This is a genomic window from Prevotella sp. C0026C3 (assembly GCF_056590795.1).
Window position 1 is genome coordinate 147,852 of sequence record NZ_JBWPWW010000004.1, and the last position, 19,997, is coordinate 167,848.

A 19,997-nucleotide genomic window follows, 5' to 3' on the forward strand; every position below is an offset into this window, starting at 1 on the left:
AATCAATTCTGTCTGAATAGTTCCCTTTTTCATCTTAAAAAAGAAAAATAGGGATGTCGTGATGTGCCTTTTGGCACACTACATAGCAGGTTTCCACATGTTTTATAAAACCTTTAGCCTCTATAAAAGGCCCATTTTCAACTCCCAAATCATACCCTATTGTTGGGGAGAATTACATTCGCTTCCACATATTACAAATCCATGATGATAGAAAAGTCCCACCCCAGCCCTCCCCATAAAGGGGAGGGAGAAAGAGAAGAATCTTTTCTGTCGCTACAGAGGCCTCACCCCAGCCCTCTCCAAAGGGAGAGGGAGAAAGAGAATAATCTTTTCTGCTTCATAATTTAAGAACTTATCAACTCGAAAACTTAATTCCTATTCCCCTTTTTATTCCCCTCCCCTTTTGGGGAGGGCTGGGGTGGGGCTGTTGCAGCGCCTCTTCAACATTGCTGCCTCGGCCATGCATAAAAACTGGGGAGGTTAGGCAAGATTGCTGTTATGCCCTTGCAGTAATGTGATAAATTACAAAATAATTGACCATTTAGTCTTTACTTCCCTATTAAATCAGTATCTTTGTCACGAAATATTTTTTAGATGTAAGTCAAAACAATAAAGTTTTAATTTTTTAGATGAACGTAATTACAAAAACAGTTCAATTGCCTGATGGAAGAACCATCACAATTGAGACCGGAAAAGTTGCAAAACAAGCCGATGGTGCTGCGGTACTCCGCATGGGCAACACCGTACTCCTCGCAACCGTTTGTGCAGCTAAGGATGCCGTTCCGGGTACAGATTTCATGCCTTTGCAAGTAGATTATCGCGAGCAGTACAGTGCTGCCGGTCGATTCCCCGGTGGATTTACCAAGCGCGAAGGCAAAGCTAGTGACAACGAGATTCTTACTTCACGTTTGATAGACCGTGCACTACGTCCCCTTTTCCCCTCTAATTACCATGCTGAAGTTTATGTACAAGTGATGCTTCTTTCAGCCGATGGCGTAGACCAACCAGATGCTCTGGCTGGTTTTGCAGCTTCTGCAGCCATGGCTTGTTCAGATATTCCCTTCGATTATTTTATCTCTGAGGTTCGCGTAGCACGCATTAATGGTGAGTACGTGATTAATCCTACTTTCCAACAGATGGCAGATGCCGATATGGACTTGATGGTGGGTGCTACTAAGGACAACATCATGATGGTGGAAGGTGAGATGAAAGAAGTCTCAGAGCAAGATTTGATTGGTGCATTGAAGGTTGCTGCCGAGGCTATCAAGCCTATGTGCGAGTTGCAAGACGAACTCTCTAAGGAGTTGGGCAAAGACACCAAGCGCGAATATTGCCACGAAGTGAACGACGAAGATTTGCGTAAGCAGATGAACGACGAGCTGTATCAGCCCGTATATGATATTAACAAGCAGGCTTTGGAAAAGCACGTACGCCACGATGCTTTCGACAAAATACTGGCCGACTTCATCGAGAAGTACGATGCAGCTCATACCGATCTGACAGCCGATGAGCTGGAAGAAAAGCATGCCGAAGCTGCTCGCTACTACGAAGATGTATTGCGCGATGCCATGCGTCGTTGCATTTTGGACGAAGGAATACGCTTGGATGGTCGTAAGACTACCGATATTCGTCCTATTTGGTGTGAGGTTTCGCCTCTTCCAATGCCTCATGGAAGTGCGCTCTTCCAGCGTGGTGAGACCATGTCTCTGTCTACTTGTACACTTGGTACAAAGCTTGACGAGAAGATGGTGGACGACGTATTAGAGAAGAGTTACATGCGTTTCCTCCTTCACTACAATTTCCCACCGTTCTCTACAGGCGAGGCTAAGGCTCAACGTGGCGTAGGTCGCCGTGAAATCGGGCACGGTCACTTGGCATGGCGCGGTCTGAAGGATCAGATTCCAGCTGAGTTCCCCTACACAGTTCGCTTGGTAAGCCAGATTTTGGAGTCTAACGGTTCTTCTTCTATGGCTACCGTATGTGCCGGAACATTGGCATTGATGGATGCCGGTGTACCTATGAAGAAGCCTGTTTCGGGTATCGCTATGGGATTGATTAAGAATCCGGGCGAAGACAAGTTTGCTATCTTGAGTGATATTCTCGGCGATGAGGACCACTTGGGCGATATGGACTTCAAGACCACCGGTACAAAGGATGGTTTGACAGCTACTCAGATGGATATCAAGTGCGACGGTTTGAGTTTTGAAATCTTGGAACAAGCCCTGATGCAGGCAAAGGCTGGACGCGAACATATTCTTGGTAAGATGATGGAAACCATCTCTGAGCCACGCGCAGAAATGAAGCCACAGGTTCCTCGTATCGAGGCTTTCGATATTCCTAAGGAATTTATTGGTGCTATCATCGGCCCCGGTGGAAAGATTATCCAGCAGATGCAGGAAGATACGGGCGCTACGATTACCATTGACGAGAGCGACGGTAAGGGTCACGTACAGGTATCGGCTCCTAACAAAGACGCTATTGATGCAGCGTTGGCTAAGATTAAGGCTATCGTGGCTATCCCCGAAGTAGGTGAGGTTTACGACGGTACTGTTCGTTCGATCATGCCTTATGGTTGCTTCGTAGAGATTCTCCCGGGCAAGGACGGATTGCTCCACATCAGCGAAATCGACTGGAAGCGTCTTGAGACTGTCGAAGAGGCAGGCATCAAGGAAGGCGATAAGATTCAGGTGAAGTTGGTTGATATTGACCCCAAGACTGGTAAATACAAGCTCTCTCGCCGTGCATTGTTGCCTAAACCTGAAGGTTATGTAGAGCGCGAGCGCCGCCCTCGTCGCGAAAACAACGGCGAACGCCGTCCTCGTAGAGATGGTGATCGTCAGCTACGTCACGAGCATAACGAGAACAACGACTAACTATCGTGTACAGAACTCACGTCGAACATTCATGTTCGATGCTGAAGTTATCGGGAGATAACGGAAGATAAAAGGAGTTAACAGACATTTGTCCGACAACTCCTGCTAACTTCCAATAACTTCTCATAACTCCAAATTACACACCAACTTGCGAAAAGCATATATATAATAAGGTGTAATAAATCCTCCTCATGGTTTGCTGAAAACTGCGAGGAGGATTTTTATTTTTGCTAAAATATTTGCATGTATTGTTTTTTTTATTATCTTTGCAATATCGAATGAGATATATTTTTTAAAATAAACATTATACATTAAAATAAAAACGAACTAGATTATGAAGTTAAATGAAATTTATCGTTCTACTAAATGTGGAAGCCTCGTAGAAGTATTGAATCCTACAGATGGTGAGTTGGCTTGTTGTGGCGAACCTATGGAGCTCCTAAAAGAGAATAGTGTAGACGCAGCCAAAGAGAAACACGTACCTGTTGTAGAGAAGATTGAGGGCGGATACAGAGTAACTGTTGGTTCTGTAGCTCATCCAATGTTGGAAGAACACTCTATCCAGTGGATTGAACTCATCGCTGGCGATATGGTAATGCGTAAATACTTGAAGCCGGGTGAGGCTCCTGTAGCTGAATTCAAGACTGACGCTACCGATGTTTATGCTCGCGAATATTGCAACCTTCACGGTTTGTGGCGTTCATAATACTGTAGAAATATAGAAACTCCCTGCAATCATTCATAAGATTGTAGGGAGTTTTTTTATTGATATACGGGGCAAAATGGGATTCATCCGTGAAATCATATAATAGTATGGGCATTAACAGTCCGTAGGACTACCCATTTCATAGCCGTGGCCTTTTAAACCTACGGTGTTGTGTGATGGCAAGTATTCAGTCTGATAAGACTGCCCATCAGCATGATTATCAAAGGGGGACTCTTTCAGACTTGAATATCTTTACCCTTATTTCCGTAGGTTTTCGCTTCGCTCCAACACTACGGCGATTGATAGGGCTGTCCTCCGGACAGTCATTATTCCATCACGCAATTCTTCGGATGAGTGTAATATTTTATAGAAAAACTATTGTATTTGCCTTATATGATTTTGTATATTTGCACATTATTGATTTATAGATTGCCTTTTTGACCAAACAATTTGTCTATGAATTCATAGATACCGTGACCTCGCGGAGCATTTATTACTTTTCCCTCTGGTGTTATCAGTATCTTTGTGGGAAACTGCAATACGCCATATTGTTGTGTAGTCTTGCCGTCTTTGGGCTGTATGAGATTAAGCCATGACAACTCATGTTTATCAATACACTGTTTCCAGCTATCTGTCTTGTCGTTGCAAGCCACACCGATAACCATCATTCGGTCTTGGTATTGTGTGGCATATTGTTTCAGCCTAGGTAGATCCTTGACGCATGCTCCGCACCAAGATCCCCAAAAATCCAAGAGTATATACTTGCCACGATAGTCGCTAAGACGATGTATACGACCGTTCGTATCGGGCAAAGCGAAGTCGGGAGCAGACTGGTTTACAATACCGGATTCGGCCTGTTGAGCCTCTTGTACTTTGTTTTCGAAGTCTCTTTTCCATTGCACCAAATCGTAAAAAAACTCTTTCAGTCGTCCTTGCTGTATATCGGGCGACAGCTTCTTATACGTCTCTTCCATCTCGTCGCTCGTCAACAAATAATTTGTTCGCCATTCTGACAAGGCTATGACCGCATTTTCTGAGTCAGCATGAGCCAATGCGTAGTCGATGATAGACTCTCGTGTAACCGGCTTATCTTTGTCTCTTATAACGTGGTTGAGCGTCTGTTCATATACTTGATAGAAGGAGCTGCCCGCAAGATGGCCTTCTTTGTAATCTAACGTTTCCCCCGGAACGGCCAAAAAGCGTTCTATCTGTTCATGGTTGATATTTCTCAGTGCGGATAACGATACAATGTCTACTAGCGTGGAAGTTTTGATGGGAAGTAGGAAGTCGAATGTTCCGTTATGTCGAATAATGGTATCAGCGTATTCCGGATGCATGGGTTGCATTACAACGAGGGTGTCTCCCCACGTTGTTAATGTTCCATGGAAATGGAAATCGTTGTTTTGAGCAGTTGTACCTTGTAAGCATAAAAAAGCTAGAATAATAGTGAAATAGATGCGTAAACCTTTCATGAGTTATAGTTATATTATATATAAATGTCGGAAAAAAATGTAGATAATAACTTGAAATACAGTAAATAAAGGCAAAAAAATCCCAACAATCGAGCAAAAGATTGCTGGGTGAAAGAAGATTTACTTCTTTTCTTGTTGCCAAGCTTCCTTGCAATAAGCCCAACCCTTGGTATCGTAGAGTTTGGTTAGATTGCCTTCGCGCTGCTTAAACGAATTGAAGTCTTTCTTATCATTGGCTGTCCAGCCAGTCTCAGCCATTGCCGCGAGACGAGGAAGAAGCTGATATTCTGCCACAGATGCACATGGAATATACTCAGTCCATAGGTTAGCTTGTACACCCACTACATGCTTCTTCAGATTAGCAGAAGCGTCGTCGGGCACCGGATTATAACTATATGTCTTCTCTACAGGGAGGTTTCCACCAATCAACAAGAGGTTGCTCTTGTCCTTTGTCTGATAATAGTCGAGATAATAGTAAGTGGTAGGCGACATGATAACATTCAGACCACGATCAGAAGCGGTCTTTCCGCCCTCAACACCACGCCAACTCATGACGGTAGTAGCAGGGTCTATGTCATCGCCTTCAAGTATTTCATCCCATCCAATAACGTTGCGTCCCTTACCCTTAAGGTATTTAGCAACACGGTTCAGGAAGTACACTTGCAATTTAGCTTCGGCCGAGAAACCATTCTTACCGGTGATGTTGAGATCCTTAATACGCTTCTGACAGAGTGGACATTTCTCCCAACGAACACGCGGAGCTTCGTCTCCACCAAGATGTATGGTCTTAGATGGGAAGATATCGCAGAGTTCGTCAAGAACGTTTTCTACGAATTTAAATGTCTCTTCTTTACCTGCACAGAGGATATCAGGGAATACTCCCCACTCTTCAGCTACTTTGTAAGGACCACCGGTACAACCTAATTCGGGATAAGCACGCAATGCTCCAAGCATGTGACCGGGCATATCTATCTCAGGAATTACAGTTATATAGCGCTTAGCAGCATAGTCTACAATCTCTCGCATCTGCGCTTCTGTGTAGTACATGCCCTCACCATAGGGAGTACCATCGTACAATCCACTACCATAATGTCCCGCCAATGTCTGCTCACGGATAGCACCCAACTGTGTCAACTTAGGATATTTCTTCACTTCCATACGCCATCCCTGATCCTCGGTAAGGTGCCAGTGGAAGGTATTGAGATTGTGGAGAGCCAACATATCAATGTATTGCTTCACAAAAGAAACTGGGAAGAAGTGACGAGCACAATCCAACATACCACCACGATAGCCGAAACGAGGTGCATCGGAAATCTTTGTTGCGGGCAAGTTGACGCTGGCCTCAGTACCTACGGGCAATGATTTGCGTAGTGTCTGGATGCCGTAGAACACACCAGCCGGGGTTAATGCCTCGATAGTGACGTTCTTTCCGTCTACCGTTAATTGGTATCCTTCATTATTGGTGAGCTTCTTATTTAAGCGTAATATGATGTTTCCACTCTTTGCTTTGGTTTTACCTTGAGCCACGGAAACTTGGATTCCGGTGGTCTCTTTGATGAAATCAGCCAAGAATTGAGCATTGCGCTGCATGTCAGCATCGGCATCTGCAACGATAACAGTGTTGGCATCGAGCACAAAAGCCTTACCTTTGACCATCTCAATGTTTTGAGGTAGCGGCACTACGTTGTAGTTAGCATCAGCTGCCTGCAATGATAATGAGGCCATCATGATAGCTACTGATAATAATGTTTTTTTCATGTTTATAGGTTGATTAAATAATACTGTTCTTCTTAGTGAACTCAATAATCTCAGGGATGTAGCCAAATGCGAGGCCGGTTACGGTGTCAGCGCATCCGTAATAGATGACTACGCGACCGGTTTCGGGGTCGTGTAACTCGGCACAAGGGAAACAAACGTTAGGTACATCGCCCATACATTCGTAAGGAGTTTGCGGTGTGATGAGGTAAGGACCGCTGCGATAGATGGGTTTCCAAGGCTGTTCAAGGTCGAGAAGAGCCGAACCAAAGGCATATACATAGCCGTTACAAGAATGCAATACACCATGGTAGAAGAGCAACCAACCCTCACTTGTTTCAATAGGAATAGGTCCGGCACCTATCTTCATACACTGCCAAGCACTCTGTTCAAAGGGAGCCGGTGCCATAACATGGCGATGGTGCCCCCAGAATTCCATATCAGGCGATTCGCTGTAGAAGATGTCTCCAAAAGCCGTATGGCCAGTATCGGATGGGCGACTCAACATGGCGAAGTTACCATTGATTTTCTTTGGGAATAGTACACCGTTACGGTTATAGGGCAAGAAAGCATTCTCTAGCTGGTGGAAAGTCTTGAAATCCTTGGTCCAAGCCACTCCGATGGTAGGTCCATGATAGCCATTGCACCATGTTACATAGTAACGATCCTCGATAAAACAAACGCGTGGATCGTATCCATACACCCATTCGCCTATCTCGGCATTGTCACATTCAAAGCGAAGAGGCTCTTCATTGATGTTCCACTTTACACCGTCGTCGCTGAAACCAACGTGTAATACCATGCGTCGATTAGTGTCGTCGCAGCGGAAAACACCCGCAAAGCCCTTACCAAAGGGTACTACTGCACTATTAAATATACTGTTGCTGGTAGGCAAAAGGTCGCGTGGAATGATAGGATTGCGCTCACTACGCCATACGGTTGTCTTACAGTTGGCGGGACGTTCTTCCCAAGGCATGTTGGGCAATGGCTGCCCTTGGATGATAAGTTTTGTCATAAGGTTATTGAGTTTTTATTTCTTATGTAATTGAATAATCTTATTTTTGGTCTTCGTAAGTGAATGGAACAAACTTCGTAATCAGCAAAGCCGGGATGGTACATACCAATACAAAGACGAAAAACATCTTGTATCCGATGGCATCACTCACCAATCCGCTGAGCATACCGGGCAACATTACGCCCAGATTCATGATGCCGCTGGCGAATGCATAATGCGACATTTGGTGCTTACCGGGTGCTATCTGTTGCATCATAAAGAGCGTCAAACCTACAAATCCGAATCCATAACCGAAGTATTCGAGCGTGATGGCACTACCGATGAGGAACATATTCTCTGGCTGTTCAAACGCTAAAAAAGTGTAAGCCACAAATGGTAGGTTGAACACCAAGGCTAGCGAGAAGAGCGATTTCTTCAATCCGCGGTGGGCAATGTAATATCCTCCGAGGATGGAACCGATGACAAAGGCTGCCGCTCCAAACGTTCCGTAGCACAGACCGATTTGTTGTTCTGTCATTCCTAGGCCTTGATCGGCACGTGAAGCTTTCAGGAATAACGGCACAATCTTCATCACGAAGCCCTCTGCAAAGCGATAGAGAATAATAAAGAAAACGTAATAAATAATGTGTTTCTTTTGGAAGAACTCCACGAAAACACCCCATAATTCGGTCAACGACTCCTTTAATGTCTTACCGGTTTCAGCTTGTTTCCCCCCCGAAGGGAGTATAAAGATGTGATAAACGCCCAATACTACCATGATAACAGCAATGATGAGCATGATAATCGTCCATGCCTGAGCCACTCCGTAATGGTCGATGAAGAAGCCAGCAAGATACACCAAGCCACCCGTTGCAGCTAATTTGGCGATATTGTAGAATGCTCCTTGCCAACCAATCCATTGTGCTTGCTCCTCGTTATTGAGCACCGACATATACGTTCCGTCCGCTGCTATGTCGTGGGTAGAACCACTTAGCGCCACCACAAAGAGCATAGCAATGGTGATAGCGAAGAAGTCGGGCAGGTGTAAAGCAAATGCTATAAGGGCAAAAAGGAGTCCGGAAAGCAACTGTGTCAATACTACGAAAAACTTCTTGGTGCGATACATCTCTAAGAAAGGACTCCATAGAGGTTTCAATGTCCATGGAAGCATGATGCTACTTGTCCAAAATGCAATCTGCGTATCACTCACACCGAGTCCTTTATACATCAATGTGCACACCATATTGAGTACCACAAAAGGCATTCCCATGGCGAAATAGAGGGTCGGAACCCATGCTATCGGACTGATCTTCTTTTGATTTTCGTTAGTCATCATGTTCCTTTATTTAGCGTTTAGACAGTTCACGAGTACATCGGTCTTACCATCATCAATAAGTTTCAGCACCAGTTCACCGAACAAAGTGTTCTGCCATGCAAACCAAGCACGCGAATAATCCTTCGCATCGTCTTTGTTGAAAGACTCGTGGATAAATCCTGTTCCGGCGTCAGTGGTCAGTAACATGCGCATACATTGGCTGATTTCGGCATCGTCTTTCGATGTGAATGCCTTCATCATAATGCTCATTGGCCACACCATATTCAATCCAACGTGTGGTCCACCGATACCTTCACCTGCCTTACCGCGGAAGAACCATGGGTTATCTTCGCTCCAAACGAAACGTCGAGTATTCTGATAAATGGGGTCGTCAAGGCTTACATCGCCCAAATAACCCATACCTAAGAGACTTGGAACATTCGCATCGTCGGCCAACAAGTGGTTCCCAAATCCGTCAACTTCAAACGCATAGATCTTTCCATACTTCGGATGATTGTATACAGCGTACTTCTTTAAAGCTGCCTCTACTTCGTTGGCGAGTTCTGTACATGCCTTTGCCGTGGTCTCATCCTTATTCACTTTGGTAAGAATCTCTGCTGATTTGCGTAATGAACTTACCGCCATGAAGTTAGAAGGAATAAGGAACGGATAGGTCGTTGCATCGTCCGAAGGACGGAAAACAGACGCTATCAGTCCTACAGGCTTCACCGGTGCACCGTAACCTCCCCATCCCACGGTATCGTAAGTGCGGTCGGTGACACGTAAGAAATGGTATGTACCGCAATCGTTCTTGCGTTGTTGCTCCTTAAAAGTCTTCAGTACGTTGGCGATGGCGGCTTGCCATTCCGAACCGAAGATGCTGCTGTCGCCCGTCACGAGCCAATAGTAATAAGCCAGACGAATGGGATAGCAGAGCGAGTCAATCTCGTATTTGCGCTCATACACCTCTTTCTTCATATCGGTCTCATCGTTCTGCCAGCCGTCACCCGTTGGTCCGGGATTGAAAGCATTGGCATACGGATCGATATTAATACACTTAAACTGGCGCAAGATGACACCGCGAATCATCTTGGCAAGCTTCTTATCTTTCTTGGCCAACTGCACATAAGGCCATACTTGAGCCCCCGAATCGCGCAACCACATGGCATGTATGTCGCCCGTATAGACGAATGTATCGTCATCACCCGACGCATTGCTGTAGTGTACGGTGGTCTCTAAGGTGTTTGGAAAGCAGTTACCAAACATCCAAGCAAGCTTCGGATTACCTGCCAGAAGCTTTTGTACTTCCTTAATCTTTTTATCCACAGCCTCCGATCGGAACAGTCTTTCGCTCTCAGGGTGCCGTTTAGATACGTAGTTCGTGGTATTATCAGGAACTACGGTCAAGTATCTTTGCTCTACTTTTACGTCTTGTGCCCACGTCTTCGTGGTGGGCATAGCAAGCAGCAAACCCATGCTTGCTGCTGTTAATAACTGTTTATTACGATTATTCATATCTTCTTTAAGGTCTGTCTTTCTTTGCTGTACCGAATGTAGAAGGCTTGTTGCCCATGGTGAATTCCAATGTTCCACCCTTCACGATGTCGGTATAGTTGATGTACGACTTCGTATATTTCTTTCCATTCAGTTTCACCGACTGGATATAGATATTCTCCTTGCTGTTGTTAACCGTCGTGATACGGAAAGTCTTTCCGCTGCCTACGTTCAACGTAGCTTCATTCCAAATGGGTGAACCGAATACATATTTACCACCGGATGGGTCTACTTGATACAAGCCCATGCTTGAAATCACGTACCAAGCCGACATAGCACCCACGTCTTCGTTACCGCTCAAACCATCAATATCGGTGGTGTACATCTCGTCCATGGTCTGTCTCATGAGCTTGGCACCCTTCCATGGCTGTCCCACATAGTTGTACATATAGAGTACATGGTGACTTGGCTCATTGCCATGAGCGTATTGTCCAATCAAACCTGATATATCCGGAGAAGCCTCTTCACCAAGATCACCTGTCACAACGAACAAAGAATCAAACTTATTCACGAATGCTTTCTCCGATGGGAACAAGTTTACGAGGCCGTGAACATCCTGTGGTACGAGCCAAGTATATTGCCATGCGTTGCCTTCTGTATAGTCGTCTTGGCGGTGAATGGTCTTGAATGGGTTGAATTCTTGACGGAATATACCCTTGGAATCACGTCCGCGCATGAATTCTACAGTTGGGTCGAAGAGGTTACGATACGACTGACTGCGCTTGGTAAATAGCTTGTAGTCGGCTGTCTTGCCCAAGAGCTTCGCTACTTTGGCCACACCGGCGTCGGCAATGGCGTATTCCATGGTCTTAGCCACGGTCTCCATGGTCTCGTCTTTGTCGTAAGGTATGTAGTTGTATTGCTTTAAGAAGCTCTGTCCGCGGTCGTCTTTAAGCGATGTGTTCTTCAAGGCTTCGAAAGCAGCAGTGCGGTCTTTCACAAAACCTTTGAGCACTAAGTCGGCCAACATGATGCTTCCGGGATTACCAACCATACAGTCTGTCTCATTACCTACAAGGTGCCAAACGGGCAGTTTGCCTTGTTCGCGGTAGATATTCATGAAAGTTTGTGCCACATCGCCCATCAGTTTAGGCTGAATCAAGGTCATTAGCGGCCCCCATGAACGATAAGTATCCCACAGCGAGAAAGTGGTATAGTTGACAGAATTACCACTGTGTACTTGTCCGTCTGCACCACGATACTGTCCATTCACGTCGCTGAATACCGATGGAGCGGTCATGGTGTGGTACATAGCTGTATAGAAAATAGTCTTTTGAGCTTCGTTGTCGCTTTGCACGGTGATACGACTTAATTCGTCTTGCCATGCCTTTTGTGCATCAGCCACCACTTGATTGAAGTTCCATCCTGCGATTTCTGCTTTCAAATTTTCTCGTGCATTCTCTACACTTACGGCCGATAAGCCGACCTTTAGAAGCAGTGGTGTACCATTGTTTTCAAATGCAAAAACACCCACAGAGTCTTGATTCTGCACCAATTTCACTGGCTGTGAAAACTCGACAGCAAAATACATCTGCTGATTCTTGGCCCATCCGCTCGACATACGATAACCGCTGATGGTGGTAGCACCGTCTTGTGTGAACTTGCAACTGGTCATTTTGTCCCATCCAATACCCTGTTTCAGGTTCAAAGCGATAAGTCCTTGTTTCACGTTGGCACCGTAATAATAACGGTGAAAACCTGCACGTTTGGTAGCGGTAAGCTCCACCAACACGTTGGGATGCTGCAATTTCACGGTGTAATAGCCCGGACGAACGGTCTCGGCAGCATGTGAGAACTTCACATCTTTCTGGTTTTTGTCGGCCACAGGCAGAAAAGCAATGTCGCCCAAATCACCGATTCCGGTTCCACTCAAGTGGGTATGACCGAACCCTACGAGCACAGAATCGCTGTAATGATAGCCCGAACACCAGTCCCAACCACGGGTATATTCCGTCGGACCTAGCTGTACGAAGCCGAAAGGCACGTTGGCTCCCACGAATACATGCCCGTGACCACCTGCCCCTATCATCGGATTGACGTAATCAATTGCTTGTTTTTCGTTATTCTGAACAGTCGCCATAAGCCCCATAGGCACAATAATGGCTAATGATAACAATATTTTTTTCCTTAATATCATGACTAGGTTTTATAGTTTATAATGACTGCAAATATACTAAAAATAAAGAAAATCGGGTGATGCAAAAGTTCTAAATTTGGGCGATTACCATTTTTTACGTAATTTTACGCTTAAATTTTAACTATCAATCGAACTGCATGAAATTTAAAACCTTATTACCTCTGCTGCTGTTGACAGCTATGCCGATGATGGCAGAGCGAAATGTGGACTATGTAGACCCGTTTATCGGGACAACCAATTTCAGTGTCTGTAATCCGGGGGCAGTACTTCCTCATGGACTGATGTCGGTCGTTCCGTTCAATGTGATGGGCTCCGACCTCAATCAATATGACAAGGATGCTCGCTGGTGGTCGGCTCCTTACGAATACAACAACAAGTTTTTTACCGGTTTTGCACATGTCACTTTAAGTGGTGTGGGATGTCCCGAACTCGGTACATTGCTCACTATGCCCACTGCAGGTAAGCTCGATGTCGACTATCATAACTACGGTTCTGAATATACCGACGAAAAAGCATCGCCCGGTTATTACGCCGTGAAACTCAAGAAATATGGTATCGGCTGCGAAGTAACATCTACCCTGCGCTCTTCGCGCGAACGCTATACTTTCCCAAAGGGTGAAGGTCACATTTTATTGAACGTCGGCGACGGTCTCACCAACGAAGTGGGTGGCATGGTACGCCGCGTTTCCGACACTGAGATAGAGGGCTATCGACTACTTGGCAATTTCTGTTATACCGCGCAAGCAGTGTTCCCCATGTACTTCGTGATGCGTGTGAACAAGGCTCCCAAAAGCTCCGGATACTGGAAAAAGCAGCCGAAGATGACAGGCGTAGAGGGACAATGGGATAAAGACAATGGCCGCTACAAACTCTATACATCTTATGGTCGCGAACTAGCAGGCGATCAAGTGGGCTATTATTTCGACTTCGACTGCGCTGAGGGCGAACAGATAGAGGTGTCGATGGGTGTCTCTTTCGTTTCCATAGCCAATGCCCGACAGAATCTGGAAGCCGAACAGCCGTCGCTTTCGTTCGACGATATTCGTGCCAAAGCGGTCGAAGCTTGGTCTCAATGCCTTGACCGTATCACGGTAGAGGGCGGTACCGAGGCACAACGTCGGGTCTTCTATACAGCTCTTTACCACAGTCAGATACACCCCAATATCCTTCAAGACGTCAACGGTGAATATCCATTGATGGAGAATAGTGGCAACGGTAAGACCACCACTAATCGCTATACGGTGTTCTCATTGTGGGATACATACCGCAACGTACATCAATTTGAAACTTTGCTCTATCCCGACCGACAGCTCGATATGGTACGCTCAATGGTAGATATGTACCGTGAATGGGGATGGATGCCTAAGTGGGAGCTGTTCGGGCGCGAGACTTGGACCATGGAGGGCGACCCTTCCATCCCTGCCATCACCGATACTTACCTCAAAGGATTGCGCGATTTCGACATCAACACAGCCTATGCTGCTTTCGTTAAGTCAGCTACCACGGCGAGCAAAGACAACAAGATGCGCCCCGACATAGACCCTTACTTGCAGCGCGGTTACGTGCCTCTGGGCGAATATGCAGCCGATGAGTCGGGCGACAACAGCGTTTCCCACGCTTTGGAGTACTATGTGGCCGACAATGCTTTGGCTAATTTGGCCGATGCACTCGGCAAAAAAGACGATGCAAAACGCTTCCGTAAGCAGAGTTTAGGTTATCGTCATTATTACTCAAAAGAGTTTGGAACACTGCGACCTATCAAGGCCGACGGCACATTCCTGACTCCTTTCAATCCCAAAGATGGCGCCGATTTCTCGAATGCGCCCGGTTTCCACGAGGGAAGTGCGTGGAATTATACCTTCTATGTACCCCACGATGTCAAAGGATTGGCTAAACTGATGGGGGGCAATAAGAAGTTTGTAGACCGTCTGCAAATGGTGTTCGACCAAAAACTATACGACCCTGCCAACGAACCGGATATTGCTTATCCTTATCTTTTCTGCCAATTCCCCGGTGAGGAATGGCGCACTCAGAAAGAGGTAACACGTCTTTTGGCACAGCATTTCACCGATAAGCCCGACGGAATTCCCGGAAACGACGATACCGGAACAATGTCTACATGGGCTCTCTTCTCTATGATGGGCTTCTATCCCGACTGTCCCGGCAGTCCGTATTACAGCATTACGATGCCTACTTTCGACAAAGTGACGTTACATCTCGACCAAAAGTATTATCCACAGGGCGATCTCGTGATAGAAAAACAGACCAAAGGTGAACGCATTCGTCGTATGACACTGGGTGGAAAACCGCTTACCAAGTACCGCATATCGCACGATGAGTTGGTCAAAGGTGGCCGTCTCGTCATCCAATAAGATTATCATTAATTGAGTGCTAAGGCTTTGCAGCGATACTGCAAAGCCTTAGCTGTTTTGTTGAAGAGGCGGAGCAGCAATGCTGAAAAGGCGTTGCAACAGCCCCACCCCACCCCTCCCCAAAAGGGAAAGGGGAATAAAAAGGGGAATAGGGGTCAAGTTTTTGAGTTAATAAGTTTTTAAGTTGTGGGACGGCAAAGGCCCATTTCTTTCTCCCTCTCCCTTTGGAGAGGGCTGGGGTGAGGCCTCTGTAGCGACAGAAAATGAGGGAGATAATGGTCGGGAGAGGCTTCTGTAGAGACAGAAAAGATTCTTCTCTCTCTCCCTCCCCTTTATGGGGAGGGTTGGGGTGAGGCCTCTGTAGCGACAGAAAATGAGGGAGATAATGGCTTGGGAGAGGCTTCTGTAGAAACGGAAAAGGTTCATCTTTATCTCCCTCCCCTTTATGGGGAGGGTTGGGGTAGGGCTTTTTATCACCTTAAAATCTACACACTTTCGCATCCCCGAAAGAAATTCTCGTCTTCGTTATACACATTCTCAAGGTCGAAATCGTCCTCATGATGCATCTTCGGTTGTCTTTTCATAACGCATCTCCTTTCTTTGGTTAAACGTATGCAAATATACAAAATACTCTCATACAGGTTGTCAATAAACAAGAAAAAAGCAGGTCTTATTCCTTTAGTGGAATAAAAACCTGCCACATACACAATACGTCATGTAACTTGAGTCATCTATCTTCTAACCCTTAAGAGGTTAACCTAATACCTATGATCAACAGTCTTATCCTGAATTTTATAACTCTCTAATTCTTTATGTTTACTCTCTAATCTTTGTCCGTTGACTGTTTGATGGTTGCAAAGTTACGTAGGTTATGCATCATAGACAAAGGGTTTTCCATATACATAAGGGGGATTTTCCCTATTCTTTCAGAGGTTTTCCCGCACAAGACACTTCCTCTCTACATAAAAAAGTGGCTCCATCGACACGTAAACCCATGAAAATGACTACCTTTACACACTGATGATACGAACTATATTAATAGTAGCTTTGGGCGGAGCCATAGGAACGGTGCTTCGCTTTTTGCTTTCGCGCTTTATTCAGGGCACCATTCTCTCGGCGTTCCCTTACGGTACATTGGTGGTCAATCTGTTGGGTTGTCTACTCATAGGTATCTTCTATGCCCTGTCGGCACGCGTGGCATGGGTGAGTGGCGACATGAAGTTGTTCCTCACAGTAGGCCTATGTGGCGGACTCACTACATTCTCTACCTTCTGTAACGAGAATCTCACGCTTCTACGCGACGGCCATCCGTTCACGGCAGCTCTCTATGCCGGCGTGAGCATAACGGTGGGAATACTGGCTGTCTATGCCGGTTATACACTAATGAAACAATTCTGATAAGTCGGTGGAACGATTCTGATGGAGAACCATGTCATAATGGTTGTTGGTGTCTGTAAAATGGTGTAAAAAACAAAACAATTAATTTTGTGTTTCGCCCCATTTCTATTACTTTTGTATGCAAATCATGAAATAGCCTAATAAATGAGTATATCTAAATTCCACATTGCAGCTGTCATCGTGCTGGCAAGTTTGAGCTTAGTCTCTTGTAACAACAAGAAGTTCCATGTCAACGGCGAAATTACCGATGCTAAAGATTCTATTCTCTACTTTGAAAATATGAGTCTGAATGGTCCGGTAGTCACCGACTCAGTAAAACTAGATGCCGATGGCTCTTTTAGTTTCGACGAAAAAGCCACCAATGCGCCTGAGTTCTACCGCTTACGCATAGCTGGACAGATTATCAATCTGTCTATTGACTCTACCGAAACTGTAAATGTGAAGGCATCATACCCCACGATGGCTTCTAAATACGAAGTAAGCGGAAGTGACAACTGTACGAAGATAAAAGAGTTGGCTTTGATGCAAATGGGACTTCAAGCGCAGGTTAACGCCATCGCCAACAACCCTAGTTTAGGCGTAGAAGCTGTAGAAGACAGTATAGGCAAGGTACTCACAGCTTACAAAGACAATGTAAAGACACGTTATATCTTCAAAGAACCCATGAAGGCATACAGCTATTTCGCACTCTTTCAGGCTTTCACACTGGGCAATATAAACTCGCTTATCTTCAATCCTCGCAATAATAAAGACGACATCAAGGTATTTGCTGCTGTAGCAACTAGCTGGGATACTTATTATCCCAAGGCCGAACGAGGACTGAACCTACACAATATCGCCATCGAAGGAATGAAAGACGTGCGCATACTCGAAGCCAAACAGCAAGCCGCTACCATTGATGCCAGCAAGGTAAAGCTAGCCGGTTTGATTGACGTTCCATTGCGTGACAACCATGGTAACATGCGTAGCCTGACTCAACTAGCCGGAAAAGTAGTGTTACTCGACTTCCATGTGTTCAGTACTCCCGAGAGTCCGAAACGTATTATGATGATGCGCTCGCTCTATAACAAGTATCATGCTGCCGGATTTGAGATTTATCAGGTATCTATCGACCCCGATGAACACTTTTGGAAGACACAAACTGCCGCGTTACCTTGGGTTAGTGTACGCGACGAAAATGGCTTGAACAGCTCTATATTATCGCAGTACAACGTACAAAGCATCCCTACCTTCTTCCTCATTGGTCGCGATAATACACTTGTCAAGCGCGATGCTCAGGTAAAAGACTTGGATGCAGAGATTAAGGCTTTGTTATAAAAGGAATCAAAAACTATTTATATACAAAAGAGACGATGTTTCTACATCGTCTCTTTTGTAATGGTATATAAGAATAAAGATAGCAATTTTTTTCGTAATATTGCATTTGATATATCGTAATAAATAAACGACCATGCTAAAACAAATCGCATTATTATCAGCAGTATTGGCTACCACACTAGGCAACTATGCCAAAGTGAAGCTTCCACAGATGATTGGAGACAACATGATTCTCCAGCAAAATACCAACGCGCGACTATGGGGCTGGGATCGTCCGGGGTCATCTATCAAGGTAACAACATCGTGGAACGGTAAGAGTTATCAAGTAAAAGCAGATAGAAATGGGCGTTGGCTGGTAGAAGTAGCAACCCCAAAAGCTAGTTATACACCCTTCCAAATCACCTTCGACGATGGCGATATTACCACCATCAAGGATGTATTGTCCGGCGAAGTATGGGTATGTGCAGGACAAAGCAATATGGAGATGCCCGTCAAAGGGTTCGGTAACTGCCCGGTAGAAGGCTATAATAAGGCTGTAACAGAAGCTCGTCAATACAGTGGTATCCACTATCTACCCATCCCCAGTACCATGGCTATGAAGCCACAAGAGGACACCCGCCCTTGCGAGTGGAAAGTTATCGGTTCTGAAACAGTTGCCAATGCTTCGGCCACAGGCTATTTCTTCGCACAAGTAGTGAATAAAACTCTTGATATTCCGGTAGGTATCATCATGGCAAACAAAGGTGGCACACGCGTAGAAAGTTGGCTCGACGAAGCCAATTTAAAGAAATACACGCACGAACCCATGGACTCCATACAGATAGTGAAAAAGTTTAGCTATGACTATCACCGTCCGTTACTTTGGGGTAACGGCACTTTCCACCCTATACTCAACTACACCGTCAAGGGAATCATTTATTATCAAGGTTGCTCTAACGTAGGCGATCCGGCCGGACAATATACCAATCGACTGAAGATGTTGGTAGAACAATGGCGTCGCGACTTCAAACTGGGCGAACTGCCTTTCTACTTTGTGCAAATAGCTCCATACAATTACGGTAAGAAAGATGGTGATGACGGAGCCTTGTTACGCGAACAACAATATAACGCTTCGCTTGTTATACCTAACAGTGGCATTATTTGTACCGACGATTTAGTATATCCTTACGAGAGTCAACAGATACATCCGGCACAGAAACAACAAGTAGGGGAGCGACTGGCATGGCAAGCTTTGAACAAAACTTATGGTATGAAGGAGATTATGTGTGAGAGTCCTGCCTTCAAAGACTTTACAATTAGCAACGACACTTGTTATGTCCACTTGAAGAACGACTATAACAGTATCAATCGATACGAGGATTTACAAGGATTTGAAGTGGCCGGTGAAGATCGCGTTTTCCATAAAGCCAATGCATATTATCACTACACCAAGGGTATCATTATCACTTGTCCGGAGATGAAGAAGCCTGTTGCCGTGCGCTACGCATTCAATAATTGGGGCTATGGTAATGTGAAGAATCGTGCACTACTGCCACTATTCCCCTTTAGAACTGACAATTGGTAAACATGATGTTGCTCGATAAATATAATTATTGTCCTGTCTGTGGCAGCCAAAAGTTTATTGCCAACAGCGAGAAAAGTAAGGTTTGCGGTGATTGCGGATTTGAATTATTCATGAATCCAAGCAGTGCTAACGCAGCCATCATCACCAATGAGCAAGGCGAAATGCTCGTGGTACGTCGTAAAAAGGAACCTGCCAAGGGTACATTAGACCTTCCGGGAGGATTCGCCGACGTACAAGAGACCGTAGAAGAAGGTGTATGTCGCGAAGTAAAAGAGGAGACCGGACTCCATGTAACACGTGCGGAATACCTCTTCAGTCTGCCCAATCAATATGTCTACAGCGGTTTGACAATACCCACACTCGACCTATTTTTCCGTTGTCATGTGGACAATATCACTGACTTAAAGGCTTCTGATGATGCTGCAGAGTGTCTATGGATACCAATAAAAGAGGTTAATCCGGCCGACTTCGGACTACATTCTATTCGGAAAGGAGTAGAGAAATATATTAGAAAATTAAAAAGGGAGTAAAAAAAGAGGA

General features: G+C 45.3%; 13 protein-coding genes. 7 read left to right on the forward strand and 6 right to left on the reverse strand.

Annotated features, from left to right (window positions below):
* Window positions 1-629: 629 nt before the first annotated feature.
* Both pnp and AC1EK4_RS04000 read left to right on the forward strand, forming a co-directional pair.
* Window positions 630-2,873, forward strand: coding sequence for a polyribonucleotide nucleotidyltransferase (gene pnp, locus AC1EK4_RS03995; protein ID WP_036896224.1), 2,244 nt, complete (start codon window positions 630-632; stop codon window positions 2,871-2,873).
* 331 nt (window positions 2,874-3,204) lie between these two features.
* The gene (locus AC1EK4_RS04000; protein WP_036896223.1) at window positions 3,205-3,579 is read left to right on the forward strand and encodes a desulfoferrodoxin; all 375 of its coding nucleotides are present in this window, start codon (window positions 3,205-3,207) and stop codon (window positions 3,577-3,579) included.
* A 422-nt stretch (window positions 3,580-4,001) separates the two neighbouring features.
* Here AC1EK4_RS04000 and AC1EK4_RS04005 read toward each other — a convergent pair whose 3' ends face one another.
* From AC1EK4_RS04005 to AC1EK4_RS04030, 6 genes are all read right to left on the reverse strand, one after another.
* Window positions 4,002-5,051: a TlpA family protein disulfide reductase gene (locus AC1EK4_RS04005; protein ID WP_480357100.1), complete on the reverse strand. Its 1,050-nt coding sequence runs from the start codon at window positions 5,049-5,051 to the stop codon at window positions 4,002-4,004.
* A 120-nt stretch (window positions 5,052-5,171) separates the two neighbouring features.
* Window positions 5,172-6,809, reverse strand: a complete 1,638-nt coding sequence (locus AC1EK4_RS04010; protein WP_480357102.1) for a beta-N-acetylhexosaminidase — start codon at window positions 6,807-6,809, stop codon at window positions 5,172-5,174.
* A 13-nt stretch (window positions 6,810-6,822) separates the two neighbouring features.
* A complete protein-coding gene (locus AC1EK4_RS04015; protein ID WP_480357104.1) occupies window positions 6,823-7,821 on the reverse strand; it encodes a glycoside hydrolase family 130 protein in 999 nt (332 codons plus the stop codon).
* 40 nt (window positions 7,822-7,861) lie between these two features.
* A complete protein-coding gene (locus AC1EK4_RS04020; RefSeq protein ID WP_480357106.1) occupies window positions 7,862-9,136 on the reverse strand; it encodes an MFS transporter in 1,275 nt (424 codons plus the stop codon).
* A 6-nt stretch (window positions 9,137-9,142) separates the two neighbouring features.
* Window positions 9,143-10,591 (reverse strand): glycoside hydrolase family 125 protein, encoded by a 1,449-nt coding sequence (locus AC1EK4_RS04025; RefSeq protein ID WP_052052748.1) that lies wholly within the window; start codon window positions 10,589-10,591, stop codon window positions 9,143-9,145.
* A 46-nt stretch (window positions 10,592-10,637) separates the two neighbouring features.
* Window positions 10,638-12,806, reverse strand: a complete 2,169-nt coding sequence (locus AC1EK4_RS04030; RefSeq protein WP_036896218.1) for a GH92 family glycosyl hydrolase — start codon at window positions 12,804-12,806, stop codon at window positions 10,638-10,640.
* Between the two features lie 137 nt (window positions 12,807-12,943).
* On the opposite strand from AC1EK4_RS04030, the gene AC1EK4_RS04035 reads away from it, so the two are divergent.
* From AC1EK4_RS04035 to AC1EK4_RS04055, 5 genes are all read left to right on the forward strand, one after another.
* Complete coding sequence (locus AC1EK4_RS04035) at window positions 12,944-15,178, forward strand: GH92 family glycosyl hydrolase (RefSeq protein ID WP_480357108.1); 2,235 nt, start codon at window positions 12,944-12,946, stop codon at window positions 15,176-15,178.
* 1,020 nt (window positions 15,179-16,198) lie between these two features.
* A complete protein-coding gene (gene crcB, locus AC1EK4_RS04040; protein ID WP_036896216.1) occupies window positions 16,199-16,576 on the forward strand; it encodes a fluoride efflux transporter CrcB in 378 nt (125 codons plus the stop codon).
* A gap of 144 nt (window positions 16,577-16,720) precedes the next feature.
* Window positions 16,721-17,893 carry a TlpA disulfide reductase family protein gene (locus AC1EK4_RS04045; protein WP_036896215.1) on the forward strand — a complete coding sequence of 391 codons (1,173 nt, stop codon included), beginning with the start codon at window positions 16,721-16,723 and terminating at the stop codon, window positions 17,891-17,893.
* Between the two features lie 133 nt (window positions 17,894-18,026).
* Window positions 18,027-19,457 (forward strand): sialate O-acetylesterase, encoded by a 1,431-nt coding sequence (locus AC1EK4_RS04050; protein ID WP_480357111.1) that lies wholly within the window; start codon window positions 18,027-18,029, stop codon window positions 19,455-19,457.
* A 2-nt stretch (window positions 19,458-19,459) separates the two neighbouring features.
* Window positions 19,460-19,987 carry an NUDIX hydrolase gene (locus tag AC1EK4_RS04055; RefSeq protein WP_036896213.1) on the forward strand — a complete coding sequence of 176 codons (528 nt, stop codon included), beginning with the start codon at window positions 19,460-19,462 and terminating at the stop codon, window positions 19,985-19,987.
* Window positions 19,988-19,997: the final 10 nt, after the last annotated feature.